Origin of the sequence: Leuconostoc gasicomitatum LMG 18811 (genome assembly GCF_000196855.1) — a bacterium.
GTDB classification, from domain to species: Bacteria; Bacillota; Bacilli; order Lactobacillales; family Lactobacillaceae; genus Leuconostoc; species Leuconostoc gasicomitatum.
Map to the genome: position 1 here is coordinate 1,209,331 of NC_014319.1, position 19,230 is coordinate 1,228,560.

A 19,230-nucleotide genomic window follows, 5' to 3' on the forward strand; every position below is an offset into this window, starting at 1 on the left:
TAATTCATGCGTCCAAAACAATATTATACGTCATTTGTTGCCGAGAACAAGGCCTCATTATGTCCTTGACAAACAAAAAAAGCCTACCGGCTTTTAATACATATCATCCTCTAATAAATCAGAATGTGTTTGCTTAACCATAAAACGTAATCCCTTTGGAAAGAAATTTTTAATTTGTCCATCAACATAACGACCCCAACCAGCGCCATTACCGTTAGCAACCATCAACACCCAACCTTTTTTAAGTGAAGCACCACTATCTGGCCGAATCACATCTCCATGAACAAACTTAGCCCAATCATCAGTAGTCATATTGTATTTTTGTACAAACTCATCTGGATGCATTGCCAACGCCAAGGCATGCGCTGGTTCAAAACGGTTCTTTTTAAAAGTGCCCATTTCTATGCCTAAACGTAAAATTTTCATTCCTGAAATATCAGGTGTTCCAACAGGTGCTAAGTATAACCGGTCCCCGAATAAAGTGAATTGACGCTTGTCTAACTGGAATGAAACAAAAGATTCACTGACAAATGAAGTCATTAATTTTTGTTGTTCAGAATTCAATTCAATTGGTTTGAGTGGCTTAACAATGTGATCACTTAAAGGTACATTTGGTGATTTTTCAAGTTTGGCCACAAAATGACCTTCTCCATTCAATCGTTGTGGCCACAAACGTGCCGTTTTTTTAAGTACTTCTTGATCAATTGTTTTACTCTGATCCACTTGACCATCTGTAAATTGCTTATCTGCCCATGCAGGCTGGCCATCACTAATATATGTATCTTGTGGTTTATTAATTGCTTTTAGGGTGAATTCAGGATATTCAGACATCAACCATGCAATCATTTGTTCATCTTCTTCTGGTGAAAACGTACACGTCGAATAGATAATTTGACCGCCAGGGCGCAACATTTTTACTGCTTCATGCAAAATTTCACGCTGGAGTTCGGCTAGTTCTTGGGGAAAATCTTTATGCCATTGCTTTATTGCAGTGATATTTTTTCGAAACATGCCTTCTCCCGAACAAGGCGCATCAAGTAAAATTTTATCAAAATATTGTGGTAACTTAACACTAAGTTCCGCCGGTGTATGGGAGCTCACAACACTATTTTGCAAGCCCATACGTTCCACATTTTCACTTAATATTTTAGCACGATTCAAAAAAATTTCATTGGACCACAAAAGTCCCTTTTGTTGCATAAATGCTGCTAAATGAGTCGTTTTGCCACCTGGAGCCGCTGCCAAATCCAAAATACGTTCCCCAGGTTCTGGCCGCACAGTTTCGCCGACAAACTGTGCTGAAGGTTCTTGAGAATAAACGACACCCGTCACATGTGATATAGAGTGACCCGAAACCGCACCAAAAAAACCCCATTGACCATACGGTACTTGCCCATCATTTGGTGTGTCTAGTAAATCAGTATTCGCTTTTAAGGGATTAATACGATACGCCTTTTGCACAGGACCATCGAATGCTTTAAAGAAATCGATTGATTCGTTACCTAACAAACGTGTATATTTGCTTATAAAATCCTCTGGTAAAGTTGACATTAGAAAGCATCGACCTCATCACGTGTCGGGATTGAAGGAATAGCGCCAGCACGTGTGACAGCAATCGCACTCGCAATACTTGCCCGTTTCACAGTTTCTTCCAAGTTATTAAAATCAGCATCAATCACACTGGCTAACGTACCAATAAAAGTATCACCAGCACCTGTTGTATCAACTGCATCAACTTTATTAGGTTTAACCCACCAACGCTTATCTCTATCCGCTACAAAAGAACCCGCGTCACCTAATGTAATAATACTACGTGGCACACCTTTAGCTAGAATTGCATTGCTCACACGATTCAAAACTGCTTCATTATTCTCAACGGTAATACCCGTCAATAATTGTGCCTCAGTTTCATTTGGTAAAATAATATCTGTTACATGCGTTAATTCTGGTATTAAATCATAAACAGCTGGTGCAGGGTTTAAAATAGTTTGCACATTATTTGCCTTAGCAATTTTAAAAGCTGCAACAATAACCTCTAATGGTACCTCAAATTGTGCAATCAGTGTATCCGCTTTTGCAATCACATTTTCATCTAAATCAGCGACTGTGAGTGCCTGATTTGCACCACCATGAATCAAAATTGTATTTGCCCCATTTTCTTGCAACATAATGTAAGCTGATCCAGTAGGTACTTCACTATTTGTTGTCACTGCATTGACGTTAACCCCATTTGAAAGTAATGTGGCACGCATAAATTGACCATTGCTATCATTCCCAACAGAACCAATAAATGAGACATTGGCTCCTTGACGTGCGGCGGCCACCGCTTGGTTTGCTCCCTTACCACCGGGTGCTGTCGTCACATCAGTTAATGCCATAGTTTCACCGACTAGTGGCATGCGTGGCATTTTCATAATGTTATCGACATTTAGGCTACCAAGTACAACAATATTTTTAGTCATGGCTTATAGTATCCAGTCACAAGTGCTTCCATTTGTTTTTTATATCAGCTTTATTATAAAGGACAAGCAATTGCGACTGAACACATTCCCTTCATTAATTTTTATCATATCTATCATCATACCATGATTTTAAGTATCAAAAAAGTGCGTTAATAGGTGCTAATTAGGTATTTCCCAACAAGTTTAAGTCAGATAAGTCCACCATCATCTTATGAAAGTCAATCTTACACACATTGAATCAAAAAATCTCTGTGAACTCGGTTTTTTAATACCAATTTCACAGAGATTTTTAAATATTAATCCGTTACTATTATTTTATTTTTTTTCTCTAAAAAAACGATAAATTGTCAATGCAACAACTAGCAGAGAAATTGAAATTGCTAATAATAATGTTTTAGTGGTTTGATCATGATATACCAAAATAGCACGAATAAGCGCGGTTACGCCAATATACAAAAAGCTCTCCATACTAATATGTGCGTCTTTAATGAAATATTCGCGCACCAGACTCATAAACTCAAAAAATAAGAATACTGCTAATGTCGCCTCAGTTATTTCATTAAAATGCGCTCGCATATCGTTAATCGTAATCAATAAGTGTGCTAAATTATAAATCTCGCGTAATAAAAATCCAAAAATCACAAAGCCAATACAAATCATCACTATATTTAGCACATATTCAAAACAATTTGCAACCTTCTGGTGCCACTCATGTCTCATAACTTGACTCCTGTTTTTATGTCGTTTACCATTATTAATTCACATGTTATACGCTTACCTTGCCATAAGTTAGATGCATCTATTAAAAATCAAACAAACTTAACTGATTTTCATCAGGCATACCATCTAGTACAGAATTCTGTGTTAAATAGTCAATAACTGTTTGTGATACCTTACCACGTTTTTTCAGATCTTCTTTACTTAAGAAGGACTTATCTTGCCGTGCAACAATAATTTGCTTAGCAACGTTCTCTCCTAAACTAGGGACTGCTGAAAAAGGTGGGATTAATGTGTCGCCATCAATAACCCATTCATTGGCCTCTGATTTGTACAAATCCACCATCGAAAAAGTTATCCCTCGTTCAAGCGCTTCATTAGCCATCTCAAGTACAGTTAGCAAATTTTTATCACCAACAGTCGCATCGTTTCCAAGCGCTCGTAAACGTTTCAAAGCCTCTTTCGTTGCGTTCTTTCCACGACTCATCGCCACAATATCGAATTGATCTGCACGGACAGAAAAGTAAGTCGCGTAGTAAATCATTGGGAAATATACTTTAAAGTATGCAATTCTCAAGGCCATTAATACATATGCTGCCGCATGAGCACGCGGAAACATATACTTAATTTTTAGCATTGATTGAATATACCATTCTGGAATTTTTGCTTCACGTAACTGCACTTGATAGTCATCCGTTATTCCCTTGCCTTTACGCACTTTTTCCATAACGTTAAATGCATCAGCTGCTGGAAATCCCCAATTAATCAAATCAGTCATAATTTTGTCACGTGTTCCAATAACCGTACCGATTGTTGCTGTACCATTTTCAATTAATTCGTTCGCATTTCCTAACCACACATCAGTGCCATGTGATAAACCAGAAATTTGTAACAATTCCGAATAATTATGTGGTTGTGTTTCTTCCAACATGCCACGCACAAAATTTGTACCAAATTCTGGTAAACCAAGTGTACCAGTCTTTGAAAAAATTTGTTCCTCCGTCACGCCTAACGCTTTTGGTGATGTAAACAAACTCAATACACCGGGATCATTGGCTGGAATTGATTGTGGGTCAATTCCTGACATATCTTTTAAAGTGCGAACCATAGTCGGATCATCATGTCCTAATATATCCATTTTGAGTAAGTTATCGTGAATAGCGTGATAATCCATGTGCGTCGTTTGCCACAACGATTTTTGGTCATCCGCTGGATATTGTACCGGTGTAAAGTCATACACCTCATACTCTCGTGGCACAATCAAAATGCCTCCTGGATGCTGGCCAGTTGTCCGCTTAACTCCAGTTACGCCTTGCGCTAAACGTTCTACCTCAGCGCCACGATATTGTTTCTCATGATCTCTTTCATAACCCTTAACGTAACCGAAGGCCGTTTTCTCAGCGACAGTTGCTATTGTTCCTGCACGGTAAACATTATGTTCACCAAACAACACTTTCATATAGTTATGTGCAATGGGTTGATAATCACCAGAAAAATTCAAATCAATATCTGGTACCTTGTCCCCTTTAAAGCCCATGAACGTTTCAAATGGAATATTTTGGCCATCCCCAATTAACATTTCATTTGGATGATTAGGGTCAGCTTTGTCAGGAAGATCATAACCCGACTCATAGATTTTAGGATCTGCCAACTCAAAATAATCGCCATGTGCGCTACGATAATGCGGTGCAAAAGGGTTAACCTCTGTTATACCTGACATTGTGGCAACAAAGGAAGAACCAACCGAGCCACGTGAACCCACTAAATAACCATCTTTGTTTGATTTTTCAACTAGTCGTTGCGCGATAATATAGTGTGGCGCAAATCCATTGCCAATAATTGCAGTTAATTCTTGATCAATTCGTGATTGAATGACATTTGGCACCGGATCACCATACCATTTTTTGGCTGTTGCAAGTGTGCGTTTGGTAAGTTCATCACCAGCACTTGGAATATTAGGCGGATACGAACCGCTTTTTAGTGGTGAAATCGTCTCCAACATATTAGCAACAACATGTGTATTGTCGATAATTAGTTTTTTGGCCAAATCTTCACCCATAAAAGCATAATCATCCAATAAATCCTGAGTTGTACGAAAATACAGTTTAGGTAACGCTGTCCTGTTTTGAGGATTACCTGGTTGCGTGGCAATTAAAATATCACGATAAATTTTATCTTCCGGATTTGTATACTTAACATCTCCCGTTACAACGACAGGTTTTTTTAACTGATCACCAATTGACACCATCTCTTGTAAAATAGCGTGTAACTTTTCTGTATTTGCGATTAATTCTGATTCAAGCATTGGCTCGTAATTCGCAGTTGGTTGAATTTCGATATAATCATAATACTGAGCTTTTTTAAGGGCTTCATCTCGTCCCTTTTCAATCAATGTCATAATGACATCACCACTTGTATCACCAGTGCCAATAATTAATCCTTCGCGATATTGATCTAAAATTGAACGTGGGATACGTGGCACACGAGCAAAAAAATTAATATTGGATTGAGAAACCAATTTATATAAATTTTTCAAACCAATATCATTTTGAACAAGTAACGTAGCATGAACTGGACGTCCGTGTTTCCAAGCATCGCCTTCTGTCATATGATCATTTAATTGCTCATGACGAACTAAATCATAACGTAAATTTGCTTCTTTGATCAGACGCCAAGCAATATGCCCAGTAGTTTCTGCATCAAATATTGCGCGATGCGCTTGTTCTAGATTAATATTAAAACGCTTGGCAATCGTGCCTAATCGATAAGACTTATAATCAGGGTACAACCACCGTGTAAATGGTAAAGTATCAATCACTGGATTTGTAATAGATTCTTGGCTATATCTTGCGTAAGCGGCATTCATAAAACCAATGTCGAAGGTCACATTGTGTCCAATTAAAACAGCCTCACCAACCCATTGTCTAAACCGTTTAATAATATTTTCTTCAGTATCAGTATGAGCAACCATTGTATCGGTTATCGAAGTTAATTTAGTTGTAAAATCAGATAGTGGGAAGCCTGGATTAATATATTCTGAAAACTTTTCAATGACATTGCCAAGCTGCATTTTAACAGCAGACAGTTCAATAATCTTATCTGTTACAGCAGATAGTCCAGTTGTTTCTAAATCAAACGCAACATAAATTGTGTCCTTATCAAGTAACGCAACTGGTGATAAACCAAATCCGATTGGTTCCCCATCTTCAACAAGGTTAGCTTCCATACCATAAATCATTTTTAAATCGTTTTTCTGTCCGGCAGCTACTGCTTCTGGAAAACCCTGCACGTTAGCTGTATCAATGATTGCCAGTGCTTCTTGCCCCCAATTTTTAGCTAGCTTTGCCACAGCAGCATAATCGGTTACCGCATCCATTGATGACATAGTAGAGTGCACTTGTAATTCAATATGCTTTTTGTCACCTTGATATTTTTCTTGACGACCTTCATGATCAATAACTTGCAAATCATAAATGTTTAACACTAATTCACGCGCATAAGTATCTTCTTGGACATTACCAGACATGCGTACCCACATACCAGTTTTCAAGTTTTCAAATACGGCCTCATCAGATTCATTATTTGAAAACTTTTTAGCAGCTATGGCACTTGAATAGTCTGTTACTTTAAGTGTCATGAGTTTACGCCCTGAACGCAATTCACGAATTTCACTAGCAAATATGTATCCTTCGACAACTACACGATTTTCCTCATTATCAATTGTTTCTAAGCGTGTTATCTCAGCATCAGTTGCAATTTTACGTCCTAGTGTTAATTTCACACCTGTCATTGACGATTTTGGTTTAGCTTGTTCACTAGCTTTAATTGCCTTTTGCAAATCTTCATTCACCTTGGCATGGTGTTGCGCAACGCTTTCTTCAATTTGTTGCGCTAAAACATCATCTTTGCTTGGTGTCAAAATGATTTTAGAAAAACCAAAATTTTGATATGCAGACACAATTGAGTCTAATGCGGATTCATTTAAAGAACTATATAATAGCTGAGCACCAACGGCAACGCTATAGTGATTCTGGTCTATTCTTTTTAGCATCGTGTTACTAGCCATTTGTTGAATGACAGTATGATTCAGGTTTGATTCTGAAAGTGCAATATGCCAATATTGATTAACTAGCTCTTCATCAACTACTTGAACTGATGTTTTAATGATTACTACTGTCCCTGCAATATTAGTAAATGCCGTGTGTAAATTTTGACGAAGTTGCATCAATACATTAACGGGCAATATTTTATCCAAGGCTAATTGAAAGGTCCACGTTTTTGAGTTTTTTGAAACAACAACCTGTGTTAGTTCACCACCACTAAAAAACCCCTTCATTTCTTCGGGTAACTGAATATGATTCAGTAAATGCTGTAATTGTTCTTGTTGGGTTAATGCCATATTTCCCTCTAATTTATTGATTAAAAAAACCGAAAGAATCGGTTTTTTGTCTTATTTATCACCGCTCAGTAATACCGAAACAGAATCAACGACCTCACTTAGGCGCATCTCAATATTTGTATTACTTGCGCGTACCTTAACTTCGACAATATCTTCACTGGCTTTTTTACCGACCGTAATTCGAATTGGTAAGCCTATAAGATCAGCGTCAGCAAACTTAACGCCAGCACGCTCTTTTCGATCATCAACTAAGACTTCTAATCCTTGTGTTGTCAATAACGTTTCTAATTGTCCTGCCACACGTACTTGATCGGCATCTTTTATATTGACTGGCACAATGTGTACATCAAATGGCGCAACATTTGCAGGCCATATAAGACCGTCTGCATCAGCTTTTTGTTCAACTATAGCACTGAGAAGACGCGACACACCGATGCCATAAGACCCCATAATCATGTCTGTTTGACGACCATTTTCATTCAACACTTGTGCACCTAACACTTTTGAATAACGCGTACCGAGTTTAAATATATGGCCGATCTCAATTCCTGGCGTAAATACTAATTGACCTTTACCATCAACTGCAGTATCTCCCTCACGTGCTGTACGGAAATCACCAATATTTTCTTCAAGAAGTTTAACATCACGTTGCCAATTAATATTTTGATAATGTTTACCATCTTCATTCGCACCAGCAACAAAGTTTGCCATATCAGCAGCACGCTCATCGACCAACAATTGCACCTCTTCAGGTAGATTAACCGGCCCAAGTGACCCAAATCCAGCTCCCAATAGGTCGCGTACTTGGTTTTCTTCTGCAACTTCAAGCGTATCAGCCTGTAAGAAATTTTGCACCTTCACAGTGTTAACTTCAAAATCACCAGTCGTTACAACTGCTACTAATTTATCATCTGCCACAAACATAATTGTCTTTGCAATCATTGTCGCTTCAATTGATAAAAAATTTGAAATTTCTGTAATCGTTTTTGCATTCGGCGTATCAATTAACGTTAGTGCTTGCGCTTCTGCAGTTTGATTTTGTCGTTCGTAAAAATCTTTCGCCATCTCTAAGTTAGCCGCATAATCTGTTGCATCAGAGTAGGCAATAATATCTTCTCCGGCAGCAGCAGGGGCTGAAAATTCTTTTGAATCTGATCCGCCCATCGCACCGGCGTCACCAACAATGGCACGATATGACAACCCAATACGATCAAAAATTTTAATATAAGCAGTTTCCATATTATGAAATGCTTGATCTAAGCCTGCTTGATCTGCACTAAATGAATAAGCATCCTTCATAATAAACTCACGGGTACGTAAGAGTCCAAAGCGTGGTCTATTTTCATCACGAAATTTTGGCTGAATTTGATAAACAACCAACGGTAGTTTTTTATAAGATTTAATATCATCAGACATGAGCTGTGTAAATGTTTCTTCATGTGTCGGACCTAAAATAAAATCACGATCCTGACGGTTTTTAAACTTATACAATGCTGGCCCATATGTTTCATATCTACCTGATTTTTCCCAAAGTTCAGCGGGTAAAATTTCTGGTACCAGCATTTCATTAGCATCAATAGCATTCATTTCTTCGCGAATGATATTTTCAATTTTATTTAATACACGCTTAGCCATTGGTAAATATGAGAACATACCTGCCGCTACAGGACGAATAAACCCAGCTTTAAGTAATAACTGATGACTCTTAACTTCTGCATCAGCAGGTATTTCTCGTAAAGTTGGCATTAACAATTTAGATTGTTTCATAAGTAATCCTCGCTCAATTTTTTTGAATAGTCTATGTCGCTTATTATTTAAAGATTCAACGTAATAAATCGTTTATTGTGACAGCAATCATCAAAACAAACATGAAAACTGCACCGCCAATCGTCACCACATTTTCAATTGATGCTGGTAACGGTCTACGAAGGACGGCTTCTATAGCATTTAAAACCAATTTGCCGCCATCCAATGCTGGTATTGGAATTAAATTCATAATCCCTAAATTTAACGATAGCATAGCCATAAAAGCCAAAATACCCAGAAATCCTGTTTTGGCTACCGTGGATGTTTGCTTGGCGATAGATACCGGTCCACCCAGCTTATCTAAGCTAAACCCACCAGAAAAAAGGTGACTTAAAGCGTACCAAATTCTTTGTATCGTCGTACTTGTCGTTAAAACACCATATTTAATGCGCGAACCAAAATCAGTATATGTCCGTGCTGTTATACCTACTAATGATCTGTTAACACCATCTATTTTAACAGTTTTTGCAGTCATGTTTAATTTTATTTTATTTCCGTTTCGTAATACGGAAAAAACAAACTTATTGTTTGGTGTATTACTAATGGTGGTTGCTACCTGTTCCCAAGTGGTCATTTTTTGATTATTAATAGCAATAATTTGATCATTAGCTCTCAAACCAGCTTCTTTTGCTGGCATATTACTTTGGACAGTACCAACAATTGGTTCGTTTAACGTCACTTCCGGTAAAGCAAATGCCAATCCAGAAAATACGACCAGCGCTAAAATAAAATTCATTGCTGGTCCCGCAATATTAATTAACGCGCGTTTATAAACTTTAGCACTTTGAATCCACGTATCTCGAGGTGCAATTTGAATTTCTGTCCCATTGCTTTCAACAATCGTGGCATCGTGATGAACTGATAACGTTTTTGATGACTCGTCGCCATTTAGAAAACCGGTTAAAATTAAGTCATCACTTAAATCAAACGTGTCTACTTGAAATGGTACCCCTTCGCCAAACTCATCAATACGCTTATCAATTTTTATAATGTTTTTTTGATCATCAAATATTAAGCGTACCCGTTGCCCAGGATCTAAGTCTGCTTCTTCATCTAATCCTGCCATGCGAACATAGCCACCTACTGGCAAGATTCGAACCGTATACGCTGTATGATTGCGACGCCAACTTAATAACTTTGGTCCCATACCAATTGCGAATTCGCGTACTAGTACCCCTGCTTTTTTAGCAACAAAAAAGTGCCCAAATTCATGTACTGCTACCAATACACCAAAAACAAATATAAATGCAATAATTGCGGTTAAATTCATATGGTTTTCATCCTAACATACCTAAAATAGCCATCAACGGCATTACGATGAGCATTGAGTCAAAACGATCTAAAATACCGCCATGACCTGGTAATATATTTCCTGAATCTTTAACACCATAATGTCTTTTAAATCCTGATTCAATCAAATCTCCCAATTGCCCTGCAATTGACAATATAATTGCAAACACCAGCAATTCAAGTAACCCATAATTTGGCAACCATTTAAACATGCTAAAAATTATCGGAATAATGACAATAGCAACTACACTACCACCAATCGATCCCTCCCATGTTTTATTAGGGCTAATTTTAGGCGCCAATTTATGTTTCCCCAATGCACGTCCAAACATGTATGCACCAGAATCAGTTATCCAAACAATCAACATACCGAAAAAAACTGTTGGTAAACCAACGCTTGCTGCTTGAAAAAAATAATGAAAGCCGGTACCAATGTATAGCATAGCTAATGTCATTGCTCCTGCATCATCAAAATTAAAATGATTACGAGCTAGCACAGTATTTAATAGCATTAAAAATGCCAAAATGTAAAACACAATATGCGCACTTTTAATAAACGGAATGTCATGCCAAAAGCTGTTGGGTAAGGTAATTGCGATGACGCCCACAAAACTAATGAGCGCCTCAGTTGATACCAAAATAATATGTTTCATCCGTAAGATTTCACTCATCGCAACAACCCCCATTATCAATGTTAAAATCAATAAGGGCAACTTACCTATAATCAGAAGTGGCACAAAGATGAGTAAAGCCACAACGGCAGTTATAACACGCACTTTCATTTATCAAGTCTCGCTTTCGTATTTGTCGTTTAAACCGCCAAATCGACGATCACGTGAAGTAAATGATGTAATAGCTTCAACTAAATTATCTGCAGTATAGTCAGGCCATAAGACATCAGTGAAATATAATTCTGTATAAGCTGCTTGATAAGGCATAAAATTGCTCAAACGTAGTTCTCCCGAAGTCCGTATCATTAAATCAGGTGCAGCCAAATCACCAAGATCGCCTGTCTGTAATGCCCTCGAAAAAAGGGTAGCATTAATATCATTTGGTACAATCTCACCACTAGCAACCTGCTGGGCTAATGTTTTAGCTGCCTCAACGATCTCTACTTGCCCCCCATAATTCAAGGCAAAATTCAAAATCATGCCCGTTCCTTTAGCAGTCTGATTGATGGCATTTTTCACTGCGATTTGTGTTCCCTTTGGGAGACCATTAATATCCCCCATTATTTGAACTCGAATATTATTTTTAACTAAATCTGGCACAAAATCATTAAAAAAGTCAATTGGCAATTGCATTAAAAAATTAACTTCATCCTTCGGGCGCGACCAATTTTCAGTTGAAAAAGCGTATAACGTTAATACTTTAACGCCTAAATCGCTGGCTGCTGTAGCTATTTTTTTGACTGTGTTCATAGCTGTTTTGTGACCAGCAATTCTTGGCATAAGGCGTTGTTTCGCCCATCGACCATTGCCATCCATAATAATAGCAACATGATCGGGTATTTTCAATTTTGCCTGTACAGTACTAAAATTCGTTTTCGTTTTAAAAAGCGCCAAGATGGCCCCCTCCTTGATGCGCAACATGCGCAATGGTATCTAACTCATTTTACCAGATGTCACGCTCAGGCACAAAAAAACGTGATAAGAATTTTCTTATCACGTCTCAATTTTATTGTACTGTAACAGACTTAGCCAAATTTCTTGGACGATCAACATCAAGATTACGATCTAATGTTGCATAGTAAGCAATTAATTGGGCAGGTATAACTGTTAGCAAAGGCATTAATAATTCATTAACATCTGGCAAAACATAGGCATCCCCTTTTTTGGCTAACTTTTTGCCTGAAATAATAATTGTATTAGCACCTCGGGCTGCTACTTGTGCAATTTCGCCACGCACTAACCCTGCAGTCTTTGACTGTGTTAACAAAGCAAATACCGGTGTGCCTTCTTCAATTAATGAAATTGTACCATGCTTTAATTCACCAGCAGCAAATCCCTCTGTTTGAATATAAGAAATCTCTTTTAACTTCAAAGCGGCTTCAACCGCTACCGCAGCATCCAAACCACGACCAATGTAAAACGCTGATCTTTGTCCCCGCAATGCTTGTTCAGCAATCGCTTTAAATTCATCTTTTTGATCAATAATAACTTGCATTTCAACAGCAGTTTTTGCCAATTCATTTTTCAAATCAATTTGACTATTACCCACTGCATGTGCCAAAATTGCTTCGACAATAATCTGTGCTGTATAAGCCTTTGTAGAAGCCACCGCAATTTCTGGACCAGCCAGCAATGGCAGTGCAAAGTTTGCTTCACGTGTTAAAGTTGAATTCATAACATTTGCTAAAGTCAAAGAAGGATAACCTTGCTTAACCACGTTATCAAGAACTTCACGGGAATCAGCTGTTTCTCCTGACTGACTCAAGAAAATAAAGAATGGCCGTTGACTTAGCAAGGGTTGATCATAAGCAAATTCCGAAGAAATATGTACTTCTGTCGGAATACCAGTCCATTGTTCAAAATACCGTTTTCCCACAAGTCCAGCGTGATAAGATGTACCAGCAGCAACAATATAAAGACGATCAGCTGCTTTAATTGCTGAAATAATGTCATCATCAATATTTTGAATTTGTGCATTGTCGTCAAAGTAATATTGTGATAATGTATGTGCCACAATCACTTGTTCATCAATTTCTTTTAGCATGTAGTAAGGATATACACCCTTATCAGTTTCTGAAGCGTCGATATCCAAATGAAATGGCTCACGTGTCACTTCATGACCCTGTGCATCAAACAAATGCACTGCTTTTTTATCAATAATTGCAACGTCACCATCCATCAACTCAATAAAGTCTTGCGTCACATCAAGCATTGCCGCTGCATCTGATGTCACAACATTTCCCTGATCTGACACACCAATTAACAGTGGTGACTTTTTCTTAGCAGCATACAATAAATTAGGTGTTTCATTATCCATTAACAAAAAGCCATAAGCAGAGTTATCGTCCAACAAAGAAATCATTTGACGAAAGGCATCAAACGTCGACATATTATTTTCTTTTGAAAACTTATCAATCAATTGAACAGCAATTTCGGTATCAGTTTGTGAGTGTAACTCTACCCCTTGCAAATAAGTATCGCGTAATTCATCATAATTTTCAATAACGCCATTATGAACCAAGAAAAAGCGGCCATCTTCAGACATATGTGGGTGTGCGTTTTCGACAGAAACGCCACCATGTGTAGCCCAACGTGTATGCGCAATACCTGCTGTACCAGTGATGTTTTTATTTTTAGTTGCCTCTTCCAATACCGAAACACGGCCTTTTTCTCGTACTAAAAAGTCACCAGCATCACCACCATTAACATAAACACCAGCTGAGTCATAGCCACGATACTCCAGTTTTTCTAAACCTCTTAACAAACTTGGTAAAACTTGATTCAATCCTGTAGCACCAACAATTCCACACATAAATATATCCTCTTTTTTAAATTGGTTAAACTTTCAATATCGCACTAACAACCACTATTTTAAAGCATACTAAGCTATTTGTCAACGATATATAAAAATTGGTATAGGTCTAATTAACAATTTATTTTCTTTACTAGACAATATATCTATCATTCACAAACACTAAATTGTGGTAAACTATTAAAAAATGAAAGTGAGCGTTACTGTGACAAAAAACGTGACATGGCATATTATTAATGCCAAAATTTTAGATGTATTTAATCTTAAATTTGATGAAACAGAACTTTGGATAGACAACACCAAAATTATTTATCGTGGCCATCGCTCAGATCTAAAAGCCCTACATACATACGATGCTCAGGGACAGTATATTATCCCCGGGTTAATTGATGCTCATGTGCATATTGAGAGTTCATTATTAGCACCTAGTGAGTTTGGTAAACTAGTCATCCCACATGGCATTACTAGAATTTTTGCTGATCCACATGAAATTGCTAGTGTTTCCGGCGTTTCGGGTATTCAATATATGTTAGAGGAGGCACGTCAATCACCTCTTCACATACACTACATGTTACCATCATCTGTTCCAGCAACATCATTTGAGCATGCTGGTGCTACACTCCACGCAGACGCGCTTAAACCATTTTACAGCGTACCAGAAGTTAACGGTCTGGCGGAAGTAATGGATTTTCCTGCTGTTTTCAATGAAGATGATGATATGCATCAAAAAATCATGGATGCACAGGCAGCCGGTAAGCATGTCGATGGCCATGCTTCAGGATTATCACGAGAACAACTCGCAATTTACCGCAAATATGGTATTGATACCGATCACGAGAGTGAAAATGCAACACAGGCACTTGAGCGATTAAATTCAGGTTTTTCAGTATTTGTCCGTGAAGGTACAGTTGAACGTGACGAAATTGCTATTCTGCCAGCAATTAACGTTGCCAATCAATCACATTTTTCATTTGCTACTGATGATAAAACAGCAAATGATATACAACATGAAGGTGCCATTGATTTCAGTGTTAAGTTAGCAATTGAAAATGGTATGGCCCCTGCTATGGCTTTCACAATCGGTAGTTATAATGCTGCCCAAGCACAGCATCTCCAAAATGTTGGCGCATTAACTGACGGTTTTGTAGCTGATTTAGTCATAATCAATCAACTAGATGATTTTACTGTGAAAAAAACGATGATAAATGGTGAATGGTATGTTGAACCCGAAACCCAAGTGACACCACTAGCCAATCAACTTCTTAATTTCACTTTGGTAACATCAGATATTGAATTACCAATTGATCCCAAAAAGCCTGCACATGTGATGAATATCATGCCTCACCATATTACAACACAGCATACTATTGAAACTGTCCCAAGTAACAATGGCTATTTTATACCAAATAACACTTACGCAAAAATAGTTGTCGCAGAACGATACCATAATCTTGGACACGGTATTGGTATAATCAAAGGATTTAATCTGACATCTGGCGCAATTGCTTCAACTATTGCTCATGATTCTCACAATATTATTATTGCTGGTACAAACGATTCAGACATTATTCTCGCTGCCGATACATTACGTGAAATTGGTGGCGGACAAGTTGTTGTTAATAATGGCAAGATAACCACTTTACCACTTGCCATTGGCGGATTGATGTCTGATCAGTCATTTCAAGATACAATTGCCACCAATAATAAGTTACAACAAGCTTTTTCTGAAATTAGCGACATTAAGTATGACCCCTTCTTGACGTTATCCTTTATGGCACTACCAGTTATTCCAAGTCTTAAAATAACAGATCAAGGTTTATTTGACTTCAACAGTTTTTCTTTCATTCAGGTTCAAGACTAATTATGAAAACACTAAGTATCGCTCCAGAACAACTCCTGACAATTCTGCTTGGTCAACCGGTAACACTGCGCCTTGATTATACTGGCTTATTATTACTGGCGGCAGAAAAGAATAAACAGCGCAATTTACCCTCCGAAATGGCTGCCTGTATTATTTATATTGATAATCGTCAAATCACATTTGTTTCCCTAGTTCACCCATTCAAAGTACACTCACATTTTGATATGTGCCAAACTGACGACAATCATATTCATCGTGAACCATACAATTGGTTTGGACCGCAATCATTAGTCATTGAAAAAAAATTAAAAGATTTTTCAATGAGCTATGATGGTCCGTTAAATAGTGATGGCAACATTCCTAGAGAATTTATTCCAGATAATATTGCAGAACCAGTTATATTATCCGATAAGTATTGGCAGGATTATACGCAATTTGTTAATGATCCTGATCATAGTTTCGCTGCACAAATTAAACCTATGTTTAAACAACAATAAAAAATACACGAACTAAGACATAGCTTAGTTCGTGTATTTTTTATTTTTTAATAATTCGTACTCTACAAAGATTAGTCATGCTCTATCCCTGAGGTGCCATCAGTAATATTGACATGACGTGGTCGTGATCCGTCAGCAGGACCAATATAACCACCAGCTTCTAAATCATCAATTAATCGTGCAGCGCGATTGTAACCAATACGAAAACGGCGTTGTAGTAATGATGTTGACGCTTTTTGTTGTTCAATAATAAATTGGATAGCCTCTTGAAATAGTTCATCTTCACTATCCCCTTGACTCACACCATTGCCACTATCTTGTGAAATTTCATCATCAGTTACAGTCATTGACTCTGAGTACTGCACTTCTTGTTGTGCTTTAACGAACTCAACAACATTAGTGACATCAGTATTGCTGATAAACGCGCCTTGAACGCGTTGCGTTGGTTTGCCTGGCGGCGCAAAAATCATGTCTCCCTTGCCTAACAATTTTTCAGCACCATTGCTGTCTAAAATGGTGCGTGAATCGATACCCGAAGCCGTTCTAAAAGCAATACGTCCAGGAATGTTACTTTTAATTGTCCCATTAATAACTTTGACATCCGGCCGTTGCGTTGCTAGAATCATATGAATACCCGCTGCTCGCGCTTTTGCACCTAAACGGGCAATAGATACTTCTATTTCTGAACCAACTGTACTCATCAAATCTGCAAATTCATCAACAATGGCTATAATATAGGGCATTTTTTGCATAACACTAGCACCAGATTCTTTTGCTTCAGCATTTTGCTTGTCCACTGCTAAATTATATTCGCCAATATTACGTTTACCAAACTGCGCAAGTAATTTATAACGGTTTTCCATTTCGTCCACAACTTTTTGCAAAGACTTAGCTGCTTTTCGTGGGTCAGAAACAACTGGAGTCAATAAATGTGGAATGCCATTATAAATTGATAATTCAACTACTTTCGGATCGACCATCATCAATTTTACTTCACTGGGTCTTGCCTTTAGAAGAATTGAAATGATGATACTGTTTAAACCGACTGACTTACCTGAACCAGTTGATCCAGCAATTAATAAATGTGGCATATCTGCTAAATTAACCATGATAATATTCCCTGTGACATCACGGCCCAAAGGCACATTCAAAAGATGCTTATCATCTTTTGGTGCTTGTTCGATCATGTCACGGAAACCAACCGTAGCTTGGGTATCGTTTGGTACTTCGATACCTACATATGGTTTACCAGGTATTGGTGCTTCAATTCGAATAGACTTTGCTGCTAACGCTAATGCCAAATCGTCCGATAAATTAGCAATGCGATTAACTTTAACCCCCTGCCCTGGTTTAAGCTCATACTGCGTCACAGTCGGCCCAAGAGACACACTGGTCACTTCCGCCTCTACACCAAAACTAAGTAGTGTATCACGCACTAAACGTGATTTTTCAGTCAAACTTTTAAATTCCTTTGTTTGATCAGTTGGCGTGATTTGCGTTAATAAATCAATAGTTGGCAATTGATAATCAGGATTCTCATCTTCTGTTGTGCCTGTCGCCAATTCAATCAATTCATCACTAGTTTCGGTTGATTTGCCTATATTTTTTGCCACAACATCATTTTGTATGACTTCTTCTGTTACAGGTCCCTGCCATTTAATTTCGGGCTTTACAAAGTCCTCAGCATTTTGTATTTCTCGATCAGTAACAGACTGTGGCGCTTCAGATATTACTGGTGCTTTTTCTTGATGAACACCTAATGGGTCGTCACCGTAATCAGTCATACGCTTTCTTTGCCGATCACGTTTTTTAAAAAGTGATGCTCTTGGTGGCATATTTGCATGTTGCTCTTGAACATAGGCAACGCCTTTTTGCGCTTTTTCAATCCCTTTTTGTGTTAAATCACGCGCAGGAATACGGAAAAAAATAACAATTCCAGCAAACAATAAAATAATCGAAACTATCCACGTGCCAATGTTTGACATCAAAGTAAATAATAACTGATAAATTATAGCACCTACGCTACCACCACCTACTGGTGTATTTGATGCCTTATTAACAAAATCTTGGCCTATTAAATGGCTTACCTCTTGCGTATAACCATTGCCATTCTTCAATGAGTATGTAAAAAAAAGCAAAGAAGACATGGTGAGTAATGAAATAAAGACCATAATAGCCCCTATCCAAAAATGTCCCGGAATTTTGGGTAATTTTTTAAATACAAAATAATAAATCAACACAACTGTCAGTGGTACTAAAAATCCAAGATATAAGTTACCAAAGAAGAATCGAATGACATTTGCCGTATACGCACCTAATAAACCTAATTTAAATATCCCTAGGATACCAAATAATACCGTCACTAAAATAGCAATATTTTTACTAATTATTGTATTTGTGTTTGTGTTTGTTTTTTTTCGTGACGTCGGTGTACGACGTTTTTGTGGTGTTTTTCGAGTTGCCAATTATCTTCACCTTTATAATTAATTATTACTTAAACTTTATTTTACCATGAAAGCAAAACAAACACTTGTTCCTTATATTCTCAAAATTGTCTGACACAATATAAAAAGTCACAACCAAAGTTGCGACTTTTTATAGCTCGTGAGAGAATCGAACTCTCGATTCCGCCGTGAAAGGGCAGCGTCTTAGCCGCTTGACCAACGAGCCATGGTCAGATGCTATTTCATTATTGAAATAACTATACCATATTAA

At 37.7% G+C, this 19,230-nt stretch carries 12 protein-coding genes and 1 tRNA gene; 2 read left to right on the forward strand and 11 right to left on the reverse strand.

Annotated elements, in window-relative coordinates; genetic code table 11:
• Positions 1-93: 93 nt before the first annotated feature.
• From LEGAS_RS05850 to glmS, 9 genes are all read right to left on the reverse strand, one after another.
• Positions 94-1,551 carry an RsmB/NOP family class I SAM-dependent RNA methyltransferase gene (locus LEGAS_RS05850; protein WP_013231697.1) on the reverse strand — a complete coding sequence of 486 codons (1,458 nt, stop codon included), beginning with the start codon at positions 1,549-1,551 and terminating at the stop codon, positions 94-96.
• Positions 1,551-2,462, reverse strand: coding sequence for a ribokinase (gene rbsK, locus LEGAS_RS05855; RefSeq protein ID WP_010389217.1), 912 nt, complete (start codon positions 2,460-2,462; stop codon positions 1,551-1,553). Before rbsK ends, LEGAS_RS05850 begins: the two co-directional genes overlap by 1 nt.
• Before the next feature lie 315 nt (positions 2,463-2,777).
• Positions 2,778-3,182 carry a phosphate-starvation-inducible protein PsiE gene (locus LEGAS_RS05860; protein WP_013231698.1) on the reverse strand — a complete coding sequence of 135 codons (405 nt, stop codon included), beginning with the start codon at positions 3,180-3,182 and terminating at the stop codon, positions 2,778-2,780.
• Between the two features lie 82 nt (positions 3,183-3,264).
• Positions 3,265-7,578 carry a PolC-type DNA polymerase III gene (locus tag LEGAS_RS05865; protein WP_013231699.1) on the reverse strand — a complete coding sequence of 1,438 codons (4,314 nt, stop codon included), beginning with the start codon at positions 7,576-7,578 and terminating at the stop codon, positions 3,265-3,267.
• A 51-nt stretch (positions 7,579-7,629) separates the two neighbouring features.
• The gene (locus LEGAS_RS05870) at positions 7,630-9,345 is read right to left on the reverse strand and encodes a proline--tRNA ligase (RefSeq protein WP_010389220.1); all 1,716 of its coding nucleotides are present in this window, start codon (positions 9,343-9,345) and stop codon (positions 7,630-7,632) included.
• A 55-nt stretch (positions 9,346-9,400) separates the two neighbouring features.
• On the reverse strand, positions 9,401-10,654 hold the full coding sequence (gene rseP / locus LEGAS_RS05875; protein ID WP_013231700.1) for an RIP metalloprotease RseP: 1,254 nt from the start codon (positions 10,652-10,654) through the stop codon (positions 9,401-9,403).
• 7 nt (positions 10,655-10,661) lie between these two features.
• The gene (locus LEGAS_RS05880; protein WP_013231701.1) at positions 10,662-11,456 is read right to left on the reverse strand and encodes a phosphatidate cytidylyltransferase; all 795 of its coding nucleotides are present in this window, start codon (positions 11,454-11,456) and stop codon (positions 10,662-10,664) included.
• A gap of 3 nt (positions 11,457-11,459) precedes the next feature.
• Positions 11,460-12,239, reverse strand: a complete 780-nt coding sequence (locus LEGAS_RS05885; RefSeq protein WP_010389222.1) for an isoprenyl transferase — start codon at positions 12,237-12,239, stop codon at positions 11,460-11,462.
• A gap of 112 nt (positions 12,240-12,351) precedes the next feature.
• The gene (glmS, locus tag LEGAS_RS05890) at positions 12,352-14,157 is read right to left on the reverse strand and encodes a glutamine--fructose-6-phosphate transaminase (isomerizing) (RefSeq protein WP_010389225.1); all 1,806 of its coding nucleotides are present in this window, start codon (positions 14,155-14,157) and stop codon (positions 12,352-12,354) included.
• 205 nt (positions 14,158-14,362) lie between these two features.
• On the opposite strand from glmS, the gene ade reads away from it, so the two are divergent.
• Both ade and LEGAS_RS05900 read left to right on the forward strand, forming a co-directional pair.
• The gene (gene ade / locus LEGAS_RS05895; RefSeq protein ID WP_029510861.1) at positions 14,363-16,018 is read left to right on the forward strand and encodes an adenine deaminase; all 1,656 of its coding nucleotides are present in this window, start codon (positions 14,363-14,365) and stop codon (positions 16,016-16,018) included.
• A gap of 2 nt (positions 16,019-16,020) precedes the next feature.
• Positions 16,021-16,515 carry a hypothetical protein gene (locus tag LEGAS_RS05900; RefSeq protein WP_013231702.1) on the forward strand — a complete coding sequence of 165 codons (495 nt, stop codon included), beginning with the start codon at positions 16,021-16,023 and terminating at the stop codon, positions 16,513-16,515.
• 71 nt (positions 16,516-16,586) lie between these two features.
• Here LEGAS_RS05900 and LEGAS_RS05905 read toward each other — a convergent pair whose 3' ends face one another.
• Complete coding sequence (locus LEGAS_RS05905) at positions 16,587-18,980, reverse strand: FtsK/SpoIIIE family DNA translocase (RefSeq protein WP_013231703.1); 2,394 nt, start codon at positions 18,978-18,980, stop codon at positions 16,587-16,589.
• A 133-nt stretch (positions 18,981-19,113) separates the two neighbouring features.
• Positions 19,114-19,185, reverse strand: a tRNA-Glu gene (locus LEGAS_RS05910).
• Positions 19,186-19,230: the final 45 nt, after the last annotated feature.